We start from the raw sequence: 21,448 nt of genomic DNA, 5'->3' as shown, positions 1-21,448 counted from the left end.
ACGCTGCCCTTTTTCTGAAACTCAGTAGATATACCGGATCTGGTCCATCCAGTAACGTTCCATACGTTTGAGGGTCCGGTTCATTTCGTCCATCTGTTCGAAATCGATCACGCCACGCGTGCCCATCCCGTCAGCATGGCGCTCGAACAGTTCGCGCACCGCATCATGCAGCTTGCGCCCCTTATCCGTCAGCTTGACCCGCACCGAGCGGCGGTCCACATCACAGCGCTGGTGGTGCATATAGCCGTTTTCCACCAGTTTTTTCAGGTTATAGCTGACATTCGAGCCCTGATAATAGCCACGGCTCTTCAATTCGCCTGCCGTGACCTCGTTATCGCCGACATTGAACAGCAAAAGGGCCTGAACCGGATTGATCTCGATGATCGCCAGACGTTCGAATTCGTCCTTGATCACATCCAGCAGCAATCTGTGCAGCCGTTCCACAAGGGCCAGCGTGTCCAGATACCCGGTCATGAGCCCCTGCTGCATGGCGCGGTCCGCGACCACGCCGCCCATCTGGCCCATAGGGGGTTCTATACTCATCTCATTCTCCGCATCATCTATGCCCCGAAAGACACCATGCGGGAAAATGCCAAAATTTCGGTTAAGCGAATTAAATCTATCGCAAATCTGACAATAATTTTCAGACAACATGGCGGAAGCAAGGCAATTTGCCCCTTCCGCCATAATTGAATCATGCAACCGAATGACGTTTTTTCGCAAAGGCCGCAATCACTTGCAGCAGTTGAAGATACTCCGGCGGGCAGGGTTTCGCCCCCGACACCCACAGATAGAGATCCTGATCATATTCTTCCAGCAGCGCGTCATAGAGGTCCAAGGTGGCCGGATCCATCTTTGCCAGCTCGCTATCGGCAAAGGGGCCAAGCACCATGTCCATCTCTTTCATCCCGCGCCGCCAGCTGCGCATCACCATCCGCTTCAGCCGCGCTTCCGGCGTTTCCTGAACCTGTCCGGTCATTGGCTCTCTCCCGCTTTGACCCTGCGCTCCAGCCGTTCCAGCCGCGCATCGAGGTCTTTGATCACCGCACGGGCCTCGCGTATCTCGCGCAAGATCTCCCGCTCTCGTTCTGCCTCATCTACCCCTTGCGGCGGCCCGTCAAGTCCGGCGCCCTCGCCATTGAGCAACCACATCAGCGAAACATTCAACATACCCGCCACCATCTGCAACTTGTTGGCACGCGGGTCGGCCATATCCTCTTCCCATGACTGCAGCGTCTCCAGCCGCACGCCCAGCTTTGCGGCCAGTTCGGTCTGGCTCAGCCCTGCGGCCTCGCGCGCGCCCTCCAGCCTGTCGCCAAAGGTCGCGGCATCTCCGCCATACCAGTCATCCGCCATGGGGCCTCCTCTTGATCGCCATTTGACCCGAGCGTAAGACATGACCACGCAAGTTACAAACCCATCCGAACGGAGCCCCTCATGGCCTTTCTCTCCGACAGCCTCGCCCGTGTGAAACCCTCGCCCACCGTGGCCATGACTGGCAAGGCGGCAGAGCTGAAGGCCGCAGGGCGCGACATCATCAGCCTTTCGGCGGGCGAGCCCGATTTCGACACGCCGCAGAACATCAAGGATGCAGGCGCCCGCGCCATTACCGAGGGCCGCACCAAATATACCACCGTTGACGGGATCGCCGAGCTGAAACAGGCGATCTGCGATAAATTCGCCCGCGAGAACGGGCTGAGCTATACGCAAGCGCAGATCAGCGTGTCCTCGGGCGGCAAGCAGGTGCTGTTCAACGCCTTCATGGCAACGCTCAATCCCGGTGACGAGGTCATCATCCCCACGCCCTATTGGGTCAGCTACCCCGATATGGTGCTGATCGGGGGCGGCACGCCGGTCTTCGTGCAGGGCAATCCCGAGATGGGCTACAAGATCACGCCCGAGGCTTTGGAGGCCGCGATCACGCCGCAGACCAAATGGTTCCTGTTCAACTCGCCCTCCAACCCCTCGGGGGCGGGCTATACGCGGGCAGAGCTGAAGGCGCTGACCGATGTGCTGATGCGCCACCCCCATGTCTGGGTGATGACCGACGACATGTACGAACACCTCGTCTTCGACGGCTTCGAATTCTGCACCCCCGCCGAGGTGGAACCCGCGCTTTATGACCGCACACTGACAGTGAACGGCGTGTCGAAAGCCTATGCGATGACCGGCTGGCGGATCGGTTATGCCGGTGGTCCGGTGGAGCTGATCACCGCGATGCGCAAGATGCAGTCGCAATCCACCTCGAACCCCTGCACCATCAGCCAATGGGCCGCTGTCGAGGCGCTGAACGGGCCGCAGGATTATATCCGTGACAGCCGCGAGGCCTTCCACCGCCGCCGCGATCTGGTGGTTGCGGGGCTCAACGCCTGCCCCGGCATCACCTGCCCCACGCCCGAAGGGGCCTTCTATGTCTACCCGTCCATCAAGGACTGCATCGGCAAAACTTCGGCCCAAGGCACCAAGATTACCGATGACGAGACCTTCTGCACGGCGCTTCTGGAAGAAACCGGCGTGGCCACGGTGTTCGGCGCGGCCTTCGGCCTCAGCCCCAACTTCCGCATCAGCTACGCCACCTCGGACACCGTGCTGACGGAGGCTTGCAACCGGATCAAACGCTTCTGCGAAGGCCTCAGGTAAGCCACATCGCGAAGGTCGCACCACCCTGCGGCCAGCCGATTACGACACGTCTGGAACAAAAAGAAAAGCCGCTCGGTCGAGCGGCTTTTCCCGTTTGACTCAGGCCGCTTTCACGCCCGATTTACGACGACGCAGCGCCGCAAAGCCACCCAGCGCGCCAAGCAGCAAAATGCCACCCGCCGGAAGCGGCACGGGGCTGACCTGCTCATCGCCACCACCGTGACCGCCGTGGCCACCATGACCACCCTGCCCGTCATGACCGAAATCGGCCGAGCAGCCACAATGCGGTTTGGTCGCCTCGGCATAATCAGGGGTATCCCCCCACTTATGGTCGTCTTGGTCTTTCCAGTCCTTGTCAGACCCGAACCAATCCCCATGCCCCTCGGATTTGAAGTCGCTGGAATAGCCATAATCCTTGCTATCCGTGGACTTGGAGTCCGCTTGGTATGTCGATGCGAATACCGAGCTTCCCCACACGCAAATCGTCGCAACAGTTGCGATTTTCTTAATCATAAAAAAACATCCTTATAGGCTGTCAAAAGCGTGCCCCACCCACCACAGGTCGAGTCACGTAAGGTAAACATGTTTCTCCACCCGAGAATTGCAATGAGGATTTTTTTCAATCGGCGGAAGATCGCATAACATGCCATTATCAAGCCGGAAGAGCCATATTTTATTGACCCCTCGCACAAGCGGTCAGTTGATCCCCCACCGCAGTTGTCGTTAAGGATGGTGCATCAACAGTCTGGAAGCTGCCCCATGAGCCTCGATCTGCCCGAATATTACTTCCGAATCCGCGAGAATGGCGCGGCCGTATTTCGGGTAGACACCCAGAACCGCCAGCGCCGGATCGAGATGGATCAGATCGCCGTGGTCAATATCCGCAATGGAGACATCAAACCGCAGGGCGGGCGCGAGCTGACCGATGCGGATATGCGCCAGATCACCCAATGGATGGCCGATCGCAGTGCCCTGCTGGCGCAGCGCGATATCGACGACATCCACCGCGCCGTCGATTACCTGAACCTGACCACGCAATGGGTGCAGTCAAAAGCCACCGATGCACAGCTCGAGCATGTCACAGACGCGCTGTTGCTGGCCATGCATGATCTGCGCAGCGTTCTTGTGCGCAAGAAGGCCGAGCGGCTGATGGGTCAGCAGGCCGAGACCCGCGACGATTAGGCCATAGGGCGCCGCCCGCCGCCGCGCACGACCCAGAAGCGATACATCAGCAGCGACGAGGCCGTGGCAAGCCCTGCGGCCAGCCCCAGCCAGACCCCGTGCGATTGCAGCCCTACATGGAAGGCCAGCACATAGCCCGTGGGAATCCCGACCAGCCAATAGCTGGCCAGCGCAATCCACATCGGCACGCGCGTATCCTGCAGGCCGCGCAGCAACCCCATTGCCAGCACCTGCATGGCATCGAACAGCTGGAACAGGCCCGCCAGCGCCAGCAGGCCGCTTGCCAGCAGCAGGATCTGCGCGGAATCCCCGCCCGGCTTCAGGAACAGGCTGACAATCTTTTCCGGAATGCCCAGAAATGCGGTCACCGTGACCGCCACGATGACCAGTGACATGCAGATCACCGTGATGGCCCCGCGCCGCAGATGTTCGGGGGCACCGGCCCCATAGGCGCGCCCTGCCCGCACGGTCGCGGCATTGGCCAGCCCCATATGCAGCATGAAGGCCAGAACACTGGTTTCCATGACAATGCCATTGGCCGCCAGCTCGATTGTGCCAAGCCATCCCATCATCAGCGCGGCCATCTGGAACATGGACGCCTCGGCCAGAATGGTCAGCCCGATCGGAATCCCCATCCGCGCCACGGCCCCGAACGCAGACCAGTCAGGGCGCCAGAACCGCTGCCACAGCGCCACATGCGACAGCCCGCGCGCACGATGGGCATAGACCATCAGCACCAGCATCGACACCGTCTGCACCAGCACCGAGGAAAGCGCCGCGCCGCGCACGCCCATTTCGGGAAAGCCCATCTCGCCAAAGATCAGAAGCCAGTTGCAGACGATATTCAGCCCCACCGCAGAAAGCGTGACCCAAAGCACGATCTGTGTCCGCTCGAACGCCGAAAGATAGCTGCGCAGCACCGCCACCACCAGCATGGGCACGATGCCAAGCCCCGCGATGCGCAGATAGTCCTGTGCCAGCCTCGCGGTTTCGGGGGCCTGCCCCAATGCCTGTAGCACCGCAGCGGAATGCCACATACAGGGAATCGAGACCAGCCCCGTCAGCACCGACAGCCACAGCGCCATACGGGTATCGCGCCGTGCCTGCGTTTCGTCATTGCCCCCCAGCGCCATCGAGACGCGCCCGATGATCGCATTGGCAAAGCCCGTGCCGAAGAGAAAGAAGAAGAACAGGTAATTCGTGCCCAGAACCACAGCGGCCAGTTCAGGCACTCCGTACCAGCCCATCATGATCGTATCGGTCACACCAAGCCCTGCTGCCGCAAGGTTCGACCCTACCAGCGGCAAGCCCAGCGTAAGAATGGCGCGCATATGGCCAAACGCCCCCATCGAGGTGTCGAGGGGTTTGTCGGTCTGGGTCATCACGGGGCTGGCCATTTCGCATTCCTGATCGAGTGGTCAATAATCAGCCCGTGCCACGCCCCCATGAACCCGTCAAGCCTTAGTAAGCATCGCTAGGATTGCGCGCGGCGTTACTTTTGCGTCATCGGGGCGCGCCGGGGAAGGCGGGCGCGGCCTGTAATCATCGGCGTCACAAGGTTCTCGCGCTTCCAGAAGCGATACCAGAAAATCGCCAGCACATGTATGATGACCAGCGCCAGCAGCAGATTGGCGAGGGTCTCGTGCAGATCAACCGCCCGCACGGCGTTCTCGTACCCCACCCAATCCGCAAAGGGGCCGACATTGATATAATCATCCGGATCGGACACCAGACCCGTGCCGACCTGCGCCGCCAAGAGCCCCAAGATCAGCACAACCGATAACGCGCCCACAGGATTATGCCCGCGCGTGTAGGACGGCTTACGCGACACCAACGTGCGACCATAGCGCGCAATCGCGCCGGGCCCTTTTACAAAGCTGGCAAACCGCGCCGTTTGCGGGCCGAAAAACCCCCAGAAGACGCGGGCCACGACCAGCGCGCCGATGCCGTAGCCCAGCCAGAAATGCAGGCTCATGTCAACGGGCCCCCATTTTCCAAGCCCCCATGCACCACAGACCAGCACCACCAGCGCCCAATGGAACGCGCGCACGAAAGGATCCCAGACCGGCACTGTCTCGAAGCGGCTGTCGGTGTCGGAGGGATCCGATTGAAATCGATGCGTCATGACAAATCCTTTTTCAAAACCCTGCCCGCCGAGTGTCGCGCAAGGTCGCTCTGATGTCATGCAGTAAATCGGTCCGGACGGGGCAGCGGTCAGGATGGACGCTGCATCACGAAATCGATCAGCGCGGCACGGCCCGAATGCCCCTCTCCCTCGCTCAGATCGGCATCGTAATCGGCCTGATGCAGGATTTTCCAGCGCGGAAACGCCTCGCGCAGCAGATCCAGATCATAGAGCTGTTCCACATTGCTCGGCCCGCCTGTGCCATAGCGCGGCTGACGACGGGCAAAGCCGTGGATCATCACCACCCCTCCCGGCGCGACCGCACGCCGCATCCCGTCGAAAATATCCTCGCGGAAGGCCGGATCGGCAAACTGGATGAAACAGGCCAAAAGCGCGTCATATTCGGCCACGGGCCAATCCCAGCCGCGCAGATCCTGCGATAGCATGGTGATCGTCACCCCCCGCGACGCCGCCAGCCGCTGGGCTTTCTCACGCGCCGGAGCCGAAAGCTCGACCCCCGTCACCTCCAGGCCCTGCTCGGCCAGAAACACGGCATTGCGCCCTTCGCCCTCGGCCAGCGACAGCACGCGCATACCCGGTGTCAGCCGCCCTGCCTGACGGCGCACGAACTCTGCCGGAGCGGTTCCGAAAACATAGTCCGAATGGGCATAGCGTTGATCCCACATTCTCCTCCTCCTTTATATCTTTTGACTCAAAATGGCATTCGCATCCTATGTAACAAGATGACGTAGTCTCTTGCCCTCAAAGGGAAAACCCCTCAGGCACAAACCAGCCTGCCAATGGGCCGTTTTCCACCCATGACGCCCGTAAAACAGGCAGGCGGCAAACCGGCGGCCCCGATCCGGCCAACCGGACGTGAAACTTCCTGTGGACGGTTTCGGCAGGGCGCTTGCCGATTTTGCCCCAAATGATGTATGGCTCAAGGCCAACCCCACCAAAGAAAGCGAGCAGATGTCCGACGATCTTCTCTCCACCCAGTCCGAGTCCGAATATGACGCCTCCTCTATCGAGGTGCTGGAAGGGCTGGAACCTGTTCGCAAACGCCCCGGCATGTATATCGGCGGCACCGATGAGCGCGCGCTGCACCATATGCTGGCCGAGATCCTCGACAACTCGATGGACGAAGCCGTGGCAGGCCATGCCAGCCGCATCGAGGTCGAGCTGAACGCGGATTACTCGATCACCGTGCGCGACAATGGCCGCGGCATCCCGATCGACCCGCACCCGAAATTTCCGGGCAAATCGGCGCTGGAGGTGATCCTGTGCACGCTGCATGCGGGCGGCAAATTCTCGGGCGATGCCTATGCAACCTCGGGCGGCCTTCACGGGGTGGGCGCGTCGGTGGTGAATGCGCTGTCGGATCTGATGGTGGTGCAGGTTGCCAAGAACAAGAAGCTCTACGAACAGCGCTTCTCGCGCGGCATCCCGCAGGGGCCGGTCGCGGAAATCGGCGCCGCCCCCAACCGTCGCGGCACCATGGTCACCTTCCATGCCGACGAGCAGATCTTCGGCCATCACCGCTTCAAACCCGCGCGGCTGATCAAGATGGTGCGCTCGAAGGCCTATCTGTTCTCGGGCGTTGAAATCCGCTGGAAATCCGCGATTGACGATGGCGAGACGCCCACCGAGGCCACCTTCCACTTCCCCGGTGGTCTGGCCGACTACCTGATGGAAACGCTGGGCAAGGCGATGACCTATGCCGACCGCCCCTTCTCGGGCAAGGTCGAGTTCCGCGAGAAATTCAACGTCCCCGGTTCGGTCGAATGGGCGATCAACTGGACCCCCTCGCGTGATGGCTACATCCAGTCCTATTGTAACACCGTCCCCACCCCCGAGGGCGGCACCCATGAGGCGGGCTTCTGGTCGGCGATCCTCAAGGGCATCCGCGCCTATGGCGAGCTGATCAACAACAAGAAAGCGTCGAACATCACCCGCGACGACCTGATCACGGGCGGCTGCGCGCTGGTGTCCTGCTTTATCCGCGAGCCCGAATTCGTCGGCCAGACCAAGGACCGTCTGGCCACCGTCGAGGCGCATCGTCTGGTCGAGGGCGCCGTCCGCGACCACTTCGACAACTGGCTGGCCTCGGACACGAAATCCGCCGGCGCAATCCTCGATTTCCTTGTGCTGCGCGCAGAAGAGCGTCTGCGCCGCCGTCAGGAAAAGGAAACCGCCCGTAAATCGGCCACCAAAAAGCTGCGCCTCCCGGGCAAGCTGACCGATTGCACCGCGAAAAACCGCGCCAATACCGAGCTGTTCATCGTCGAGGGCGACTCGGCAGGTGGCTCGGCCAAAGGCGCGCGCAAACGCGAAACGCAGGCTCTGCTGCCGCTGAAGGGTAAAATCCTGAACGTCCTCGGCGCGGCCTCTTCGAAACTGGGCACCAATGCCGAGATCAGCGATATCTGCGAGGCGTTGGGTGTGGGCCTTGGCACCAAGTTCAACGTCGAAGACCTGCGTTACGACAAGATCATCATCATGACCGATGCCGATGTCGATGGGGCGCATATCGCGTCGCTTCTGATGACCTTCTTCTTCACCCAGATGCGCCCGCTGATCGACCAAGGCCACCTCTATCTGGCCTGCCCGCCGCTCTACCGCCTGACCCAAGGCGCCAAGCGCATGTATGTGGCCTCCGACGCCGAGAAAGAGGAATGGCTAGCCAAGGGATTGGGCGGCAAGGGTAAAATCGACGTGCAGCGCTTCAAGGGTCTGGGCGAGATGGATGCCAAGGACCTGAAAGAAACCACAATGGACCCCGCCACCCGCAAACTGATCCGCGTCACCATCGACGATGATCTGGGCGGAGAGACGGCGGATCTGGTGGAGCGCCTGATGGGCAAGAAACCCGAGCTTCGCTTCCAATATATCACCGAGAACGCCCAGTTCGTTGAGGAGTTGGATGTATAATGTCTGGCAAAAAGCCACTCACTAAATTTCACGCAGTTATTGATCGATCAAACGCCTTATTGGATTTACATTCATCGAACCAAGCACAAGCAAACGATGATTTAATCCGTGCGGCTATTGTACTGTCCGTTGCGGCTTTTGATGGCTATTTTACAAACAAATTCGTCGATATTCTTGTACCATATCTTAAGACTCGCAATCCTGGCTCCGACCTAGTTAAGCTTCTAGGCGAAGCCGGCTTAGATACTAGAGTTGCGCTGGAACTTCTTGGAATGGAACGCCCATATCGCCGAATACGGACTATTGTTAGCGGCCATTTATCAGGAAAGACAACTCAACGCTTTGATACGATCGATAAGCTATTCCTATCGATTGGGCTTAAAAATCTTTCTGCTAATGCTGCGAAGACCACCAAAAAGACAAACATCAACGCCCGCATCGGCGCATTGATTGAAAAGCGACACGCTATCGCACACACTGGTGATCTAAATAGCCACGGAAATACACAACCGGTTAATCGTGAAAAGATCCGCCGCAGAATCCAAGAGCTAAAAGAGCTTGTGGATGCGTGTGACAAAATAATTGATTCCGCGAGTATGGTAAAGAAGGTCAAGCGCCCATGACCACCATCACCTCCCCCGACCTCACCGTGACCGTCTCCGATATGGGGGCCGAGATGCAGTCGCTTGCCTTCCGTGGGCAGGAATTCCTCTGGAATGGCGATGCCGAATGGTGGACGGGGCGCTCGCCGGTTCTGTTTCCGATTGTGGGCCGTGCGCCCGACGATAAGATCGAGATCCGTGGCGAGAGCTTCGATATGCCCCAGCACGGGCTTGCCCGCCGCCTGCCCTTTACGGTGGTGGCGCAGGACGAGGCGCATGTGACCCATGAGCTGGTGCCATCGGAGGCCACCGCAAGCTATCCCTATAAGTTCCGCCTGCAGTTGACCCATCGCGTGACCGGCCCGACGCTTGAGGTGGCCGCCACCGTGACCAATGAAGACACCGCCCCGATGCCCTTCGGGCTCGGCTTCCATCCGGCCTTCCGCTGGCCGCTGCCCAATGCCACCGGCGCGCATAAGGTTGAGTTGGCCAATGGCGCGGAGCCCGCGATGAACCGCGTGGTCGATGGGTTGATCTCGCGCGAAACCGAGGCCTCGCCCTTCCATCAGGGGAGCCTGACGCTGAGCCATGATCTATTCGCCAAGAATGCCGCGATCTTCCCCGAAGGCACGGGCGAGGCGCTGCGCTATCAGGGTGAAACCGGCCCGAGCCTCGATTTCCGCTTTGCCAATCTGCCGAACCTCGCGCTCTGGCAGCCGCCCGGCGCGCCGTTCCTGTGCATCGAGCCCTGGCACGGAATGGCGGCATGGCATGGGGCGGGGGCAAAAATCGAGGACCGCCCCTATACGCTAAGCCTAGGCGCGGGCGAGACTGCCCGCTTTGCATGGTTCGTGACGATCCGCGACTGAGAAAGACGCGCTTAGCAAATACGGGGCAGCTGCTCGCCCACCAGCATATCCACGATGCGGGTGCCGCCGAATGCGGTGCGCATCCGCACTTGGCCCGCATGGTCTGCCACGGCCCGCCCGATGATCGCGGCACCCTTGCCTTCGGGCAGGGCCTGCATGGCGGCAAGCGCGGCCTCGGCTTGTTCTTCGGGCGCAAAGAGCACCAGACGCCCCTCATTGGCGAGGTAGAGGGGGTCGAGCCCCAAGATCTCGCACATGCCGACGACCTCGGCGCGGAGCGGAAGGGCGTCTTCCTCGATGACGATGCCACAACCCGCCTCTTCGGCGATTTCATTCAGGGCGGAGGCCAGCCCGCCTCGGGTCAGATCGCGGGCGGCTCGAGCCTGAGGTGCTGCGGTAAGAGCGGCCTCCATCAGGTGACCAAGGGCGGCGCAATCGCTCTCGATCGCCGAAGACAGCGCCAGATCGCCACGGGCCGCGAGGATGGTTGCGCCGTGGTCGCCCAGCACCCCGTTGACGATAGCCACATCGCCCGCGCGAACATGGGAGGCCGCCATATCGCGGGAAGCGGGGATCACGCCGATGCCGGAGGTGGTGATGAAAACGCCATCGCAGGCGCCGCGTTCGACGACCTTGGTATCGCCTGTCACGATGCGCACGCCTGCAGCCTCGGCCTCGTGCGCCATGGTCGCCACGATGCGGCGCAGAAGGGCGAATTCGGTGCCTTCCTCGATCACGAAGGCGGCCGAAAGCCAGAGCGGCTTTGCCCCGCCCACGGCGAGGTCATTGACCGTACCGCAGATAGCGAGCTTGCCGATATCACCGCCCGGAAACTCCAAAGGGGTGACGACGAAGCCATCGGTGGTGAAGGCAAGTCGCGCGCCCGGTTCGCGCAGGGCGTCTGTCATCAAGCGGGCCTGATCCTCCATGCCGGGAGGGGCGAAGGCGGAGGTGAAAATTTCCTCGATCAGGTCGCGCATTGCGCGGCCACCGCCGCCATGTGCCAAGGTGACGCGTTCGCCTCTTAGTGCCATAAGTCTTGTCCTTTGAGGGGGGCTGCGGCCCAACGGGGCATCGAGCCCCGCTTGCGCCGCCGGAGGCCTTGCCTCCGATGCCGCCTATGATTTCGGTTATTCTGCCGCCGAACGGGCGCCGCCATATTGCCAATAGGCCGCGCAGGCGCCTTCCGAGCTGACCATCAGCGCGCCGAGGGCGGTTTCCGGTGTGCAGCCCTTGCCGAATTGCGGGCATTGGGTCGGTTTGATCCGGCCCGTCATGACCTGACCACAGGCACAGCCCTCGACTTCCGGCACCTCTCGGCGACCCACCGCATAGCCGATGCCGAATTTCTCTTCGGCGTCATAGGCGCGATAGGCAGGGCGGATCCGCAGACCCGAGGCATCGATTTCGCCCAAGCCCCGCCATTCAAACGAGGGGCGTTTTTCATAAACATCCTCGATGGCAGCCAACGAGACCGGATTGCCATTTTCGGGCACCACGCGACCATATTGGTTTTCTACGCGCGGTTGGCCTTGTTCGATCTGGGTCAGCACCATCAGCACCGATTGCAGAAGATCGGTGGGTTCAAAGCCTGCCACCACGATCGGCTTGCCATAATCTTGCGCAATAAAATCATAGGGGTGGATGCCGATCACCATCGACACATGGCCCGGCCCGATAAAGCCGTCAAGCATCATATAGGGGTCATCGAGCAGCGCCTTGATGGGTTCGGGCACGGTGATATGGTTGCAGAAGACGGTGAAATTCGGAAGCCCCTCACGCGCTGCCTGCTGGATCGCCAGCGCGGTGGAGGGCGTAGTGGTTTCAAACCCCAGCCCGAAAAACACCACCTCGCGGTCGGGATTGCGCCGCGCCAGTTCCAGCGCATCAAGGGGGCTATAGACCATGCGGATATCGGCCCCATCGGCCTTGGCCTGAATGAGCGACTTCGTCGACCCGGGCACCCGCATCGCATCGCCGAAGGTGGTGAAGATCACCTCGGGGCGCTCGGCCAGTTCGATACATTCATCGACCCGCGCACGCGGCAGCACGCAAACCGGACAGCCCGGACCATGAATGAACTCGATGCCCTCATGGATCAGCTTGTCCAGCCCGTAGCGAAAGATCGAATGCGTATGCCCGCCGCAGATCTCCATGATATGCACGGGCTTTTCGCGGGTGGCACCTATCGCATCGGCCTTCTCGGCAATCGCCGAAAGCAATGCGCGCGCCAGTTTCGGGTCGCGGAATTCAGAGGCAAATTTCAGCGCCATCTTACACCCGCCCTTCCAGCGCCGCATCGCCGGCTGCCATCTGTTCCAGCGCCTCCTGCGTCTCGCCCAGCTCATGCAGGGCGGCCAAAGTCTGCGCGGCCTCGTCCTCGTCGATCTTCGCCATAGCGAAGCCCACATGGATCAGCGCCCATTCCCCGATCAGCCCCTGCAAAGGACCATCGGCAATACAGGCCACATTGACCGCGCGCCGCACGCCCGACACTTCGGCCAGCGCCATCATACGCGCCTCATCGGTGATCTCGACGATCTGTCCCGGAATGCCCAGACACATCAGTCTTCCTCCTCATCCATACGGGCTGACGGCCCCATTATTCCGTAACGGTCGAGTTTGGCCCGCAGACCCACACGGCTCAGGCCCAGCTCGGAGGCCGCACGGCTTTTGTTCCAGCGATGGCGGGTCAGCGTCTCGCGCAGGATCCGCATCTCCATCAATTCGATCCGGTCTTTCAACTGCCCGCTGGCCTGTAGCGCGTCTTCTTCCGCCGCACGATCCGCCCCCTCATCCGAAGGCACAGCCTGCAGGATATGGCGCGAGATCAGCTCGGCCCCCAGCACGTTTTCCTGCGCAAAGATCAGCATACGCGTGACCTCGTTGGTCAGTTCGCGCAGATTCCCCGGCCAGTCGTAGTTTTCCAGAAATTCCAGCGCCGCCGCGTCAAAGCCCATGACAGGCTTGGAATGGGTCGAGGCCGCCTCGGCCAGAAGATGCTGCGCCAGCATGGCCACATCGCCACGTCGCGCCCGCAACGGCAAAAGCCCGATCTCGCCTACTGACAGCGCATAGTAAAGATCGGTGCGGAACCCGCCCTCGGCCACACGCGAACGCAGATCCACACCCGCGCCACAGATCAGCCGCAGATTGGTGCCCACCGTTTCCTGCCCGCCCACCGGTGTGATGGACCCTTCGGACAGCACACGCAGCAAGGCCAGTTGCATCGCAGGCGAGGCTTCCTCGATCCCCGAAAGGTAGAGCGTGCCGCGATCCGCTTTCTGCATGAGCCCGATGCGGTTCACCCCGCCCGGCAAGACACCGCGCTTGGCCCCGAAAAGTTCCACCATGGCCAGATCTTCCGGCAGGCCCGCCAGATTGAATTCATAAAACGGCTTTTCCGACCGCAGGCTGCCATAATGCATCGCGCGGGCCAGTTGCGCCTTGCCAGTGCCCGCCTCGCCCGTCAGCAAAACCGGAATGTCGAAACTGGCATATTGGCGCGCAATCGCCACCGCATCATTCATCGCGGAATTGGGGCTGCGCAGGATGGTTTCAAAGCCCATCCCTTCGCGCAGGGCACGGCGACGCTTTTCCAGACGGCTTTCGGATGTGCTGGACAGAAAGCGCATCTCGAGCTGCATCCGCTCGTTGTCACGCGCAAGATGGAACAGCTTCACCGCATTGCGTACCGCCATCAAAAGCTGTTCGGGATGCCACGGTTTGGCAATGAACTGATGCACGCCCGCATCATTGATCGCCGCCACCATCGAATTGCTGTCGGTATAGCCGGTGATCATCATCCGCACGGTTTCGGGCCAACGCTCGCGCACCTCGGTCAGGAAATCCACCCCCGTCCGCCCCGGCATGCGCTGGTCACATAAAATCGCCTGAATCCATTCGTTTTCCAGCACGTCCAGCGCGACCGACGCATCCGGAGCGGTGAAAATCTCGAACTCGTCCTCAAGCGCAAGTTTCATCGCCGTCAGCGAATGCGGCTCGTCATCGACCAGCAGAATGGAGGGCAAAGGGGCGCGCGCCATCAGCGCGCCTTGCGGGCCAATCCCGCCTTCAGCCAGTCCAGCCATGCCGCCATTCCCTCGCCCGTGCGGGCCGAAACGCGCAGAATGATCAGATCGGGGTTCACACGGCGCAGATTGGCCTCGTAGAGATCCAGATCGACATCACAATGGGGGGCCAGATCCACCTTATTCAGAAGCGCGATCTTGGCAGCCGTGAACATATCGGGATATTTCAGAGGCTTGTCCTCACCCTCGGTGACCGAAAGAATGGCCACTTTGGCATCCTCGCCCAGATCAAAGGCCGCAGGACAGACCAGATTGCCGACATTCTCGATAAACAGAAGCGCGTTTTCGGCAAGCGCAAGCCGCCCCAGCGCGGTGTCGACCATCTTACCATCCAGATGGCAGCCTTTGCCGGTATTGACCTGAATCGCCTGCGCGCCGGTGGCGCGGATACGGTCGGCATCATTGGTGGTCTGCTGGTCACCTTCGATCACCGCCAGAGGCTGGTCGCCCAACATCTCGATCGTGCGACACAAAAGCGTGGTTTTCCCCGAACCCGGCGACGAAACCAGATTTGTCGCAAAAATGCCATTCTGCGCCAGATATGCACGGTTTTTCGCGGCAAAATCATTGTTTTTGGACAATATGTCCGTCTCGATTTCAATCAGGCGCGCCTGCGAGAAGCCCGGCACCTCAACGCCCGCGGCACCATGTCCGCAATGGATATCAAGGCCGTCGCTGACCACCTGACGCGCAGCTTGCGGCTGCGCCATAGGTCTGGTGGGCACCCCTTTCGGCAGATCGAAAGGCAGTTGCCCCCTGGCCAGTTGCTGGCCCTGCTTTGCCAGATGCGCCTTGAATTCATCCTCGACCGAATGGCCGCTACAACCGCACACCGTGCACATCACGCCACCTCCATATCTTTAATCCGCATCTCGTCGCCCCCCTGCGGCATCAACTTGCCGCCCCCGCAGCGCGGGCATGGGTCTAGACGATCCATAATCTCCACCTCTTCCATACAATCGTAGCACATCGCCCGACCGGGAAGATCAATGATTTCAAGTACCGCACCCTCGGCAGGGCTGCCACGCATAACCACGTCGAACGCAAATTCCAGTGCGTGCTTTTCCACACCGGCAAAGCGCCCGATCTCAAGGCGTAGCTTGGTGATCTGTGTCACCCCATTGGCACGGGCGGCGTCTTCCACCACGGAGCGGATTCCTTCGGCAATCGACATCTCATGCATGCGACACCCCCTCGATCTCGACCGCCACGCAAGGGTCCAGAATATCCACAACCAAAGCGGCAAGCCCAGCTTTCCGCCAAGGCAATGTGGCCAGCGACAGCTCGAGCGCACCGCCCGGAGCGAGCAGGTGATCGGTGGGCGTCACACGCTCCACCGCGCTCACCACGCCGCCCGAAAGCTGTCCGCGCAGCGCATAAACCCCGCGCGCGGCCTCGACCAGCGCGGTATTATCAGGGCGCAGCACCGGTGCCGCAGGGCGGGTCACGACCCGCGTCAGATCCACAAGCCGCCCCAGCGCCCGCCACAAAGGACCGCGCCCCCGCGTCTCTTCTGCCTGTTTCATCAGCGGATGGAACGCCACACGACCGGCGGGCGAATTTTCCTGCGCCATCTTCAGCATCGGGTCGAACAGATCAGCCACCCGCGCCTCGGCCTCATGCGGGGCAAATGCCGCATCGATCCCCGCCATCAGGGGCGACACCCCCTGCCCCGAGACAAGCCAAGCCGCCAGATCGGTAATTTCGCCACGGCCCCACAAATGGTGCAGCAATGCAGGCCCGCCCTGTGCCCACCCATCGGGCAGGGCTTGCGGCGCGTGCCCCAATGCCTTGGGCCAGAACAGAAAAAGCTTTGCAAGGTGGTCGCGCAGGATCTCGTGTCGGGTGTCTGACATATCGGCCGGCAGCCCCAAAGACAGCCGCACCGCCTGCGACTGCGCCGCCCCGCACAGATTGAACAGTCGCCCCATCATCTGGGCTGCGGCCTCGGGGTCGCGCCCCCGCATCATGGCCCCCACAGAGATGGGCGCAGGCAGACGCAAACGCGGGGCAATCATCTCGCCACGTCGCTCCAGACCTATGCCCAAAACCTGTTTCATTCCGTCTCCTTCGCGGGCTCCGATGCAAGCCCCCCCGAGATCAACTGACGCCGCGATGGTGTGGCCAGTTCGGCGACGCCGTCTTCGGAGAGCTGCGCGAATTCCGCGCCGCCGGTCTCGGCTTCTGCCTCTTTCTCTGCCAGCTCGGCCTCGCGGGTCGCGCGGATCTCTGACTTGCGGTCCGTCTCCGCGCGGTTCTCTTCCTTGAACAGCTCCGCCATGATGGCCTGTGCCACCTCGCGCGCCTGCATCTGGGTCTGGAATTCCTCCATCGGAGAGAACAGCGAACAGGCTTTATAGCCCCCCGTCAGGTCCCGCTTGTTATGGATGAACTCATAGCAGCCGGACGGAAATTCCACCATTTCTTTGGCCCCGGGAACCAGATCGGACCAATCCTCGCCTGCGCCCGGAAGAAGGATCAGGTTCATGAACCACGGGCTGAACAGCACCCCCAAAGCGCGTCCTTCATAGGGGCGGAACCCCACGGCCTCGACCGAAAGCGCCTTATTCGACAGCGGCACGTCGCGCATGGTCGAATTCCAGATCTCGCGAAAATCGGCTGTCAGATTTCGAACATGCTCGTCGATCCGGCGCTGCTCGATCATCAGCGGCGCGCCGGGGTCCTCGCGGACCATGAACTGGGCTTTGGGCGCATCGCAATTCGGACATTTCCAGTCTTCTGGCAGCGCATTGAACGGCGTTCCGGGCAAGACCTGCCGGAAATCATCGCCGATTGCCGGATCATAGGTTGACCAGCAGATCTTGCATTCCATCAACGCCTGATCGGAAATCCGGTCATGCGCGCCCATATAACTGCCTTCAAACCCTGTCACTTGTGCAACATCCGCGCTCATCTGATCGCCTCCAGCACTTCGCGGATACGGTCGGCGCTGTCTTCCAGATCTTCCGGTGCGGCAAGAGCCACTTCGGGCATATCGGTCACCTCGAACGTGTCCAGAATAAGCGTGTCCATCGAGTTGAAAAACTGCACACGCCAGACATGGCGCAAGGCTGTGGCGGTAATCCGGCAATTTCCGTAGCCCCGCGACAGAATGGTAACCGCCCCTTCGCCCAGCACCCGATCCAGCCAGAGCAGATCCTCTTCGGTATGCGGCAGCAGCGTCAGATTGACCACATGCGGCATACCGCCCTTATAGCTTTCGGATTTGTCGTAAAGCTCGGCCACCAGAGCGGGCGCGTTGACCACGCCATTCGGGCGCTGTGCCTGCGGCCCCTGCCCTTCGCGGAACGGCTCGAACGCACGGGTCATCGACACCGACGGCACCGGCCCGATCTCGATCCGGTCCACACCCGATCCGGCCACGGACCAGACCCCCGCAAAGACACTTTCCTGCACCATCAGGGCGGGGATGCCACGGATTTTCATGGCCACTTCCCCCTGCCCCATCGTCTCGGCGATCAGCGCACGGTTGGCCGCATCCAGCCCCGACAGGTCAAAGCTGGCCATCCCCCCCTTGGCGCAGGCCTCGACGGCTGTGGCAATATCGGCCAGCGTCTTCAAGGCGGGGCTCATCGCGGAAGGATCATCGACCTCGGGCATATGCGCGGAATAGGTGCGCATGCCCGAGGGCAGCTCCATATATTCCAGCTCCTCGCCGGTTTCCTGTGACCCGGGACCGAAGCCCATCGGCGGCAGATGGAAATTGTTCACCATGAGATCAGCCTTTCAGATCAAGGATATGCGAAGTGCGGGCAATATAGTCATCCCAGTCGCGGATTTTCTCGATAGCCCCCAGATAGACACCATCGCGATAGAACAAAAAGCCCGGCGTCTTCAGCGCGCGGGTCTGTTGGCGCAGCTCGGCCTCGATGGCATCATCGATCACCGCACAGTCGAACAGGTTCTGGAACGCCATACGCAATTCGGGCAGCACAACCGCCGCATCTGGCGTTTCCAGATTGCGCTTGGAATCCCCCGGCACAAAGAGGCAATGCACCCCCTCCTGCGCGGTAAAATCGGCCACCGCTTCCAGAGTGGCCAGACGGGGATAAGAGAACTCGTTACTCAAACGCTGCACCAGAGGATGGATTTCCCCCGAGGGCTTCGCGTCACTAGGCATTACAAAATCGTGCATTATCGGTCCTTCAGGCGGTTTTGCGGCCCTGCGCGGCAGCGGCAGCCAGATGCGGGGGAAGTTCGGGGCTGCGGGCTTCGAGATCGGCAAAAGCCGCGCCCAGATCGCCGCCCGCCATCAAGGCGCGCAACCCCTCGAGCGCCGCGGCGATCTTGGCGGCCTCATCGGCAGAGATCACCTCGCGCGCGGCCCCCAGAAACACCAGCAACCAGTCACCGGGCTGTGCTTCGGGGGTCAGCGACAGGTCGATCACCTGCGGCTGCCCTTCCTCGATCACGTCACCGCGGATGCCTTCGCGCGCGATCAACTGCAGCGGAATACCGACGCACATCAGGCGCGCACCTTGGCCGCCGAGGGAAAGAAGCGGTGATCGCCGATACGGCAGGCCTCGTCCTCATCGGGACGTCCGTTCTCATAGGCACCGCGCTGGATCGAGACATCGGCCAGATCCTCGCTATCGGTCCGGCCGGGCACGACCGCAATATCCCAGCGTTGCAATTCGCGAATACATTCAGCGATAGCGGGCTGGATCTGGTCGGATACCACCTGCCGCAGACCGCCGCCGTAATCCTCGATCTCTTCGGGCTGACAGCCGATCAGGGTCAGATATGCGGGCGCGTAGCCCATCAGCTCGGCGGTCGCCAGCACATCCTGAAAACCGGTCTGGTGCAGACTCATCTTTTTCGCCCCCATAAAGGCGGGCACGTCCTTGTCGCGCAGGGTCACCATCATGCCGGGTTCCAGCCCGAAATCAACGGCATCAAACACGATCAGCGCATCACATTCCTCAAGGAACGGCAGCAGATACAGCCCCTGCGTTCCGCCATCCATCAAACGGACATTCGCCGGAACGGAATAGGTCTGGGCCATGGTTTCGACGCAGCGCACGCCAAATCCTTCATCCGCCCAGAGCACATTCCCGATGCCCAATACCAGAATATTCTGCGGGACCTTGGTTTTATCGGCTTGCATGGCGTGCTCCTTTCGCCTGCTGGCAAGAGGCCTTTCGCCTCCGGTCATAGAATGACCATAGACAAGCGATGATCAAAAACAGAGCACTTCATGAAAAAAAGTATTCTTATAGCATATGACTGAATTTAATAGATAATATAGAATATAATACAAAAAGGATGCATGAATAATGGAAGCCACCTATCCACTTTAAGCGACAGTAAGGACAGGTGGCTTCCATAGCATAAGAGGCCAATTCACCCGAAAAGAGTCACGCCTCCCAGTCGCGTTCTGTTTGCAGGGCCTCCATATCACGGTTGCAGGTCAAAAGCGCGCCATGCAGGAAACTGCCGCGAATATGGGCTGCGAAATCTTTCTCGGCCAGATCGCCATCCACCCGCACGCCCTGCGACGGAACCCCATGCCCGACATAGCGCAACTGCGCATCGCCCTGCTTGGTCCAGAAAAACGGGATACGGTCGAAAGGCTGATCGGTCTGGCCCATGAGATAGACGGCAAGATGCGCGCCCTGATCCGCCGCATGGGCCCAATGCTCGATCCGCAACCGCCCCGACCCATCACATGCCGGATAATTCGCGATGTCACCGATTGCGAAAATGGCCGGATCGGAGCTGCGGAACTGCGCATCCACCAGAACGCCGTTCTCCTTCTCGGCCAGATCCAGCCCTGCTTCTTTGGCAAGCGTCAGATCGGGGGCAACGCCGATGCCCAAAATCACCAGATCGGCCTCGAGCCGATGGCCGTTTTCCAGCGTCACCTGCGCCCCGTCGAAAGCGGTCAGCGTGGTGCCCAGATGAAACGCGACCCCGTCACTCTCATGCTGGCGCTGCACGAAGTGTCCGATTTCGCGCCCCAGCGTTTTTTCCATAGGTACCTGATCCCGGGTCACCACATGGATTTTACGCCCCTCTACGGCCAGCGCCCCTGCCGCCTCCAACCCGATGAAAGACGAGCCAAGCACCACGACCGAGCGCGCCGTCTCCGCCCGCGCCATGATCGCGCGGGCATCCGACAGGGTGCGCAGCGTGAAGACCGCGGCATGATCCGCCCCCTCGAAATCCGGACGGACAGGCACCGCCCCCGTGGCCAGCACGAGACTGTCATATTCAAGGATCTGACCATCGGACAGATGCACCTGTCTGGCCTGCCTGTCGATCTTGCGGGCGCTGATCCCCCGGAGCAGCACGGGTTGCGGATTGTGCGGATGGGCAAAAGGCAGCGCCGCCGCCTCGGGTGCCTTCATTCCTGACAGAACCTGCTTGGACACGAAGGTGCGATCATAAGGGGCCTCGGCATCCTCGGAGATCAGGGTCACCTTTGCCCCCTGCCCCGCCGTCACGAAGCGGTCGGCCAGAGCATGCCCTGCGGCGCCCGCCCCGATAATGACGATCTTCTCTTTCGGAGCCGCGCCCTGCGGCTCTGCGGCGGGCGTACGCTTTCCTGTCACCCGCAGGAGGCCATCGGCAATTTCGACCTGAAAGCAGCCGAGCGGCGTGATCGCCGGAGCACCTGTCGCCTCGCCGGTCCGAAGATCGAAACGGGCATGGTGGAACGGACAGCGGATTTCGCCCTCGGCAACAAGCCCCGTGCCCAGATCGGCCCCAAGATGGGTGCAACGGGCGGAGACGGCATAGGCCTGCTGCCCCTGACGCACCACCGTCACCTCCTGATTACCGAAACTCCCCGTGAGCGGCTGGTTCTCTTCAAGCGTGTCAAAACGGATGCCTGCCTTGAAATCGGGTTGGTCTTCCATGATGCTCCTCCTGAAATACGTTTCTCCCTCAACGCGAAGCGGCCGCCCACGTTCCCGCAGCGGCCCTCACAACAATGAAAGGCGCCGGAGCACCACCTCCAACGCCTTTCAACATAATGAAATTATT

General features: G+C 61.0%; 25 protein-coding genes. 5 read left to right on the top strand and 20 right to left on the bottom strand.

The annotated features are described in order from the left end of the window. Positions 1–21: 21 nt before the first annotated feature. From RPE78_RS09405 to RPE78_RS09395, 3 genes are all read right to left on the bottom strand, one after another. Positions 22–543 (bottom strand): MarR family winged helix-turn-helix transcriptional regulator, encoded by a 522-nt coding sequence (locus RPE78_RS09405; protein ID WP_406720398.1) that lies wholly within the window; start codon positions 541–543, stop codon positions 22–24. Between the two features lie 151 nt (positions 544–694). Then, positions 695–979 carry a succinate dehydrogenase assembly factor 2 gene (locus tag RPE78_RS09400; RefSeq protein WP_339109222.1) on the bottom strand — a complete coding sequence of 95 codons (285 nt, stop codon included), beginning with the start codon at positions 977–979 and terminating at the stop codon, positions 695–697. Beyond that, positions 976–1,356, bottom strand: coding sequence for a multiprotein-bridging factor 1 family protein (locus RPE78_RS09395; RefSeq protein WP_406720397.1), 381 nt, complete (start codon positions 1,354–1,356; stop codon positions 976–978). Before RPE78_RS09395 ends, RPE78_RS09400 begins: the two co-directional genes overlap by 4 nt. Before the next feature lie 81 nt (positions 1,357–1,437). On the opposite strand from RPE78_RS09395, the gene RPE78_RS09390 reads away from it, so the two are divergent. Then, positions 1,438–2,640 (top strand): pyridoxal phosphate-dependent aminotransferase, encoded by a 1,203-nt coding sequence (locus RPE78_RS09390; protein WP_406720396.1) that lies wholly within the window; start codon positions 1,438–1,440, stop codon positions 2,638–2,640. Between the two features lie 99 nt (positions 2,641–2,739). Here RPE78_RS09390 and RPE78_RS09385 read toward each other — a convergent pair whose 3' ends face one another. Beyond that, positions 2,740–3,153: a VPLPA-CTERM sorting domain-containing protein gene (locus tag RPE78_RS09385; protein ID WP_406720395.1), complete on the bottom strand. Its 414-nt coding sequence runs from the start codon at positions 3,151–3,153 to the stop codon at positions 2,740–2,742. 246 nt (positions 3,154–3,399) lie between these two features. Between RPE78_RS09385 and RPE78_RS09380 the strand changes: the two genes are divergently transcribed. Beyond that, positions 3,400–3,822, top strand: coding sequence for a hypothetical protein (locus RPE78_RS09380; RefSeq protein WP_339109218.1), 423 nt, complete (start codon positions 3,400–3,402; stop codon positions 3,820–3,822). Here the strand turns inward: RPE78_RS09380 and RPE78_RS09375 are convergent. The 3 genes from RPE78_RS09375 to RPE78_RS09365 all read right to left on the bottom strand — a co-directional run bounded on the left by RPE78_RS09375 (position 3,819) and on the right by RPE78_RS09365 (position 6,633). Next, a complete protein-coding gene (locus RPE78_RS09375) occupies positions 3,819–5,171 on the bottom strand; it encodes an MATE family efflux transporter (protein ID WP_406721644.1) in 1,353 nt (450 codons plus the stop codon). The two genes, RPE78_RS09380 and RPE78_RS09375, sit on opposite strands and share 4 nt — an antisense overlap. Positions 5,172–5,314: 143 nt before the next feature. Continuing rightward, on the bottom strand, positions 5,315–5,947 hold the full coding sequence (locus RPE78_RS09370) for a cytochrome b/b6 domain-containing protein (RefSeq protein WP_339109217.1): 633 nt from the start codon (positions 5,945–5,947) through the stop codon (positions 5,315–5,317). 89 nt (positions 5,948–6,036) lie between these two features. Then, on the bottom strand, positions 6,037–6,633 hold the full coding sequence (locus RPE78_RS09365; protein ID WP_339109216.1) for a class I SAM-dependent methyltransferase: 597 nt from the start codon (positions 6,631–6,633) through the stop codon (positions 6,037–6,039). 286 nt (positions 6,634–6,919) lie between these two features. Here RPE78_RS09365 and parE point away from each other — a divergent pair, with 286 nt between their 5' ends. Genes parE through RPE78_RS09350 form a run of 3 tightly spaced genes read left to right on the top strand, consistent with a single transcriptional unit; the run spans position 6,920 to position 10,349 of the window. Beyond that, on the top strand, positions 6,920–8,878 hold the full coding sequence (gene parE, locus RPE78_RS09360; protein WP_339109215.1) for a DNA topoisomerase IV subunit B: 1,959 nt from the start codon (positions 6,920–6,922) through the stop codon (positions 8,876–8,878). After that, on the top strand, positions 8,878–9,501 hold the full coding sequence (locus RPE78_RS09355; protein WP_406720394.1) for a HEPN domain-containing protein: 624 nt from the start codon (positions 8,878–8,880) through the stop codon (positions 9,499–9,501). The genes parE and RPE78_RS09355 overlap by 1 nt, the downstream gene beginning before the upstream one ends. Next, positions 9,498–10,349 carry an aldose 1-epimerase family protein gene (locus RPE78_RS09350; protein ID WP_406720393.1) on the top strand — a complete coding sequence of 284 codons (852 nt, stop codon included), beginning with the start codon at positions 9,498–9,500 and terminating at the stop codon, positions 10,347–10,349. Before RPE78_RS09355 ends, RPE78_RS09350 begins: the two co-directional genes overlap by 4 nt. Before the next feature lie 11 nt (positions 10,350–10,360). Here the strand turns inward: RPE78_RS09350 and hypE are convergent, their stop codons facing one another. From hypE to RPE78_RS09285, 13 genes are all read right to left on the bottom strand, one after another. Next, the gene (gene hypE, locus RPE78_RS09345) at positions 10,361–11,383 is read right to left on the bottom strand and encodes a hydrogenase expression/formation protein HypE (RefSeq protein WP_406720392.1); all 1,023 of its coding nucleotides are present in this window, start codon (positions 11,381–11,383) and stop codon (positions 10,361–10,363) included. Between the two features lie 96 nt (positions 11,384–11,479). Then, positions 11,480–12,616 (bottom strand): hydrogenase formation protein HypD, encoded by a 1,137-nt coding sequence (gene hypD / locus RPE78_RS09340; RefSeq protein ID WP_406721643.1) that lies wholly within the window; start codon positions 12,614–12,616, stop codon positions 11,480–11,482. A gap of 7 nt (positions 12,617–12,623) precedes the next feature. After that, the gene (locus RPE78_RS09335; protein ID WP_339109211.1) at positions 12,624–12,914 is read right to left on the bottom strand and encodes a HypC/HybG/HupF family hydrogenase formation chaperone; all 291 of its coding nucleotides are present in this window, start codon (positions 12,912–12,914) and stop codon (positions 12,624–12,626) included. After that, the gene (locus RPE78_RS09330) at positions 12,914–14,440 is read right to left on the bottom strand and encodes a sigma-54-dependent transcriptional regulator (RefSeq protein ID WP_406720391.1); all 1,527 of its coding nucleotides are present in this window, start codon (positions 14,438–14,440) and stop codon (positions 12,914–12,916) included. Before RPE78_RS09330 ends, RPE78_RS09335 begins: the two co-directional genes overlap by 1 nt. Beyond that, positions 14,395–15,282: a hydrogenase nickel incorporation protein HypB gene (hypB, locus tag RPE78_RS09325; protein ID WP_406720390.1), complete on the bottom strand. Its 888-nt coding sequence runs from the start codon at positions 15,280–15,282 to the stop codon at positions 14,395–14,397. Before hypB ends, RPE78_RS09330 begins: the two co-directional genes overlap by 46 nt. After that, positions 15,282–15,623, bottom strand: coding sequence for a hydrogenase maturation nickel metallochaperone HypA (hypA, locus tag RPE78_RS09320; protein WP_339109210.1), 342 nt, complete (start codon positions 15,621–15,623; stop codon positions 15,282–15,284). Before hypA ends, hypB begins: the two co-directional genes overlap by 1 nt. Beyond that, positions 15,616–16,500: a hypothetical protein gene (locus tag RPE78_RS09315; protein ID WP_406720389.1), complete on the bottom strand. Its 885-nt coding sequence runs from the start codon at positions 16,498–16,500 to the stop codon at positions 15,616–15,618. Before RPE78_RS09315 ends, hypA begins: the two co-directional genes overlap by 8 nt. Then, positions 16,497–17,333, bottom strand: a complete 837-nt coding sequence (hybE, locus tag RPE78_RS09310; RefSeq protein WP_339109480.1) for a [NiFe]-hydrogenase assembly chaperone HybE — start codon at positions 17,331–17,333, stop codon at positions 16,497–16,499. Before hybE ends, RPE78_RS09315 begins: the two co-directional genes overlap by 4 nt. A gap of 17 nt (positions 17,334–17,350) precedes the next feature. Beyond that, entirely contained in the window at positions 17,351–18,175 is an 825-nt protein-coding gene (locus tag RPE78_RS09305; protein WP_339109208.1) for a hydrogenase expression/formation protein, read from the bottom strand. A 4-nt stretch (positions 18,176–18,179) separates the two neighbouring features. Further along, positions 18,180–18,596: a hydrogenase accessory protein gene (locus tag RPE78_RS09300; RefSeq protein ID WP_339109207.1), complete on the bottom strand. Its 417-nt coding sequence runs from the start codon at positions 18,594–18,596 to the stop codon at positions 18,180–18,182. A gap of 10 nt (positions 18,597–18,606) precedes the next feature. Next, positions 18,607–18,927: a HypC/HybG/HupF family hydrogenase formation chaperone gene (locus tag RPE78_RS09295; protein ID WP_339109206.1), complete on the bottom strand. Its 321-nt coding sequence runs from the start codon at positions 18,925–18,927 to the stop codon at positions 18,607–18,609. Beyond that, positions 18,927–19,568 carry a HyaD/HybD family hydrogenase maturation endopeptidase gene (locus RPE78_RS09290; protein ID WP_406720388.1) on the bottom strand — a complete coding sequence of 214 codons (642 nt, stop codon included), beginning with the start codon at positions 19,566–19,568 and terminating at the stop codon, positions 18,927–18,929. The genes RPE78_RS09295 and RPE78_RS09290 overlap by 1 nt, the downstream gene beginning before the upstream one ends. A gap of 250 nt (positions 19,569–19,818) precedes the next feature. After that, complete coding sequence (locus RPE78_RS09285) at positions 19,819–21,321, bottom strand: FAD-dependent oxidoreductase (protein ID WP_406720387.1); 1,503 nt, start codon at positions 21,319–21,321, stop codon at positions 19,819–19,821. Between the last annotated feature and the right edge of the window lie 127 nt (positions 21,322–21,448).

This window comes from Thioclava litoralis (genome assembly GCF_045278885.1).
GTDB classification, from domain to species: Bacteria; Pseudomonadota; Alphaproteobacteria; order Rhodobacterales; family Rhodobacteraceae; genus Thioclava; species Thioclava litoralis.
This window is presented reverse-complemented; position numbering and strand designations above follow the sequence as displayed.

What these genes read in the sequence shown, in the direction of transcription:
- RPE78_RS09405 (WP_406720398.1), bottom strand. Translation starts at nt 543, where the DNA reads ATGAGTATAGAACCCCCTATGGGCCAGATGGGCGGCGTGGTCGCGGAC.
- RPE78_RS09400 (WP_339109222.1), bottom strand. Translation starts at nt 979, where the DNA reads ATGACCGGACAGGTTCAGGAAACGCCGGAAGCGCGGCTGAAGCGGATG.
- RPE78_RS09395 (WP_406720397.1), bottom strand. Translation starts at nt 1,356, where the DNA reads ATGGCGGATGACTGGTATGGCGGAGATGCCGCGACCTTTGGCGACAGG.
- RPE78_RS09390 (WP_406720396.1), top strand. Translation starts at nt 1,438, where the DNA reads ATGGCCTTTCTCTCCGACAGCCTCGCCCGTGTGAAACCCTCGCCCACC.
- RPE78_RS09385 (WP_406720395.1), bottom strand. Translation starts at nt 3,153, where the DNA reads ATGATTAAGAAAATCGCAACTGTTGCGACGATTTGCGTGTGGGGAAGC.
- RPE78_RS09380 (WP_339109218.1), top strand. Translation starts at nt 3,400, where the DNA reads ATGAGCCTCGATCTGCCCGAATATTACTTCCGAATCCGCGAGAATGGC.
- RPE78_RS09375 (WP_406721644.1), bottom strand. Translation starts at nt 5,171, where the DNA reads ATGGGGGCGTTTGGCCATATGCGCGCCATTCTTACGCTGGGCTTGCCG.
- RPE78_RS09370 (WP_339109217.1), bottom strand. Translation starts at nt 5,947, where the DNA reads ATGACGCATCGATTTCAATCGGATCCCTCCGACACCGACAGCCGCTTC.
- RPE78_RS09365 (WP_339109216.1), bottom strand. Translation starts at nt 6,633, where the DNA reads ATGTGGGATCAACGCTATGCCCATTCGGACTATGTTTTCGGAACCGCT.
- parE (WP_339109215.1), top strand. Translation starts at nt 6,920, where the DNA reads ATGTCCGACGATCTTCTCTCCACCCAGTCCGAGTCCGAATATGACGCC.
- RPE78_RS09355 (WP_406720394.1), top strand. Translation starts at nt 8,878, where the DNA reads ATGTCTGGCAAAAAGCCACTCACTAAATTTCACGCAGTTATTGATCGA.
- RPE78_RS09350 (WP_406720393.1), top strand. Translation starts at nt 9,498, where the DNA reads ATGACCACCATCACCTCCCCCGACCTCACCGTGACCGTCTCCGATATG.
- hypE (WP_406720392.1), bottom strand. Translation starts at nt 11,383, where the DNA reads ATGGCACTAAGAGGCGAACGCGTCACCTTGGCACATGGCGGCGGTGGC.
- RPE78_RS09335 (WP_339109211.1), bottom strand. Translation starts at nt 12,914, where the DNA reads ATGTGTCTGGGCATTCCGGGACAGATCGTCGAGATCACCGATGAGGCG.
- RPE78_RS09330 (WP_406720391.1), bottom strand. Translation starts at nt 14,440, where the DNA reads ATGGCTGGACTGGCTGAAGGCGGGATTGGCCCGCAAGGCGCGCTGATG.
- hypB (WP_406720390.1), bottom strand. Translation starts at nt 15,282, where the DNA reads ATGTGCACGGTGTGCGGTTGTAGCGGCCATTCGGTCGAGGATGAATTC.
- hypA (WP_339109210.1), bottom strand. Translation starts at nt 15,623, where the DNA reads ATGCATGAGATGTCGATTGCCGAAGGAATCCGCTCCGTGGTGGAAGAC.
- RPE78_RS09315 (WP_406720389.1), bottom strand. Translation starts at nt 16,500, where the DNA reads ATGAAACAGGTTTTGGGCATAGGTCTGGAGCGACGTGGCGAGATGATT.
- RPE78_RS09305 (WP_339109208.1), bottom strand. Translation starts at nt 18,175, where the DNA reads ATGGTGAACAATTTCCATCTGCCGCCGATGGGCTTCGGTCCCGGGTCA.
- RPE78_RS09300 (WP_339109207.1), bottom strand. Translation starts at nt 18,596, where the DNA reads ATGCACGATTTTGTAATGCCTAGTGACGCGAAGCCCTCGGGGGAAATC.
- RPE78_RS09295 (WP_339109206.1), bottom strand. Translation starts at nt 18,927, where the DNA reads ATGTGCGTCGGTATTCCGCTGCAGTTGATCGCGCGCGAAGGCATCCGC.
- RPE78_RS09290 (WP_406720388.1), bottom strand. Translation starts at nt 19,568, where the DNA reads ATGCAAGCCGATAAAACCAAGGTCCCGCAGAATATTCTGGTATTGGGC.
- RPE78_RS09285 (WP_406720387.1), bottom strand. Translation starts at nt 21,321, where the DNA reads ATGGAAGACCAACCCGATTTCAAGGCAGGCATCCGTTTTGACACGCTT.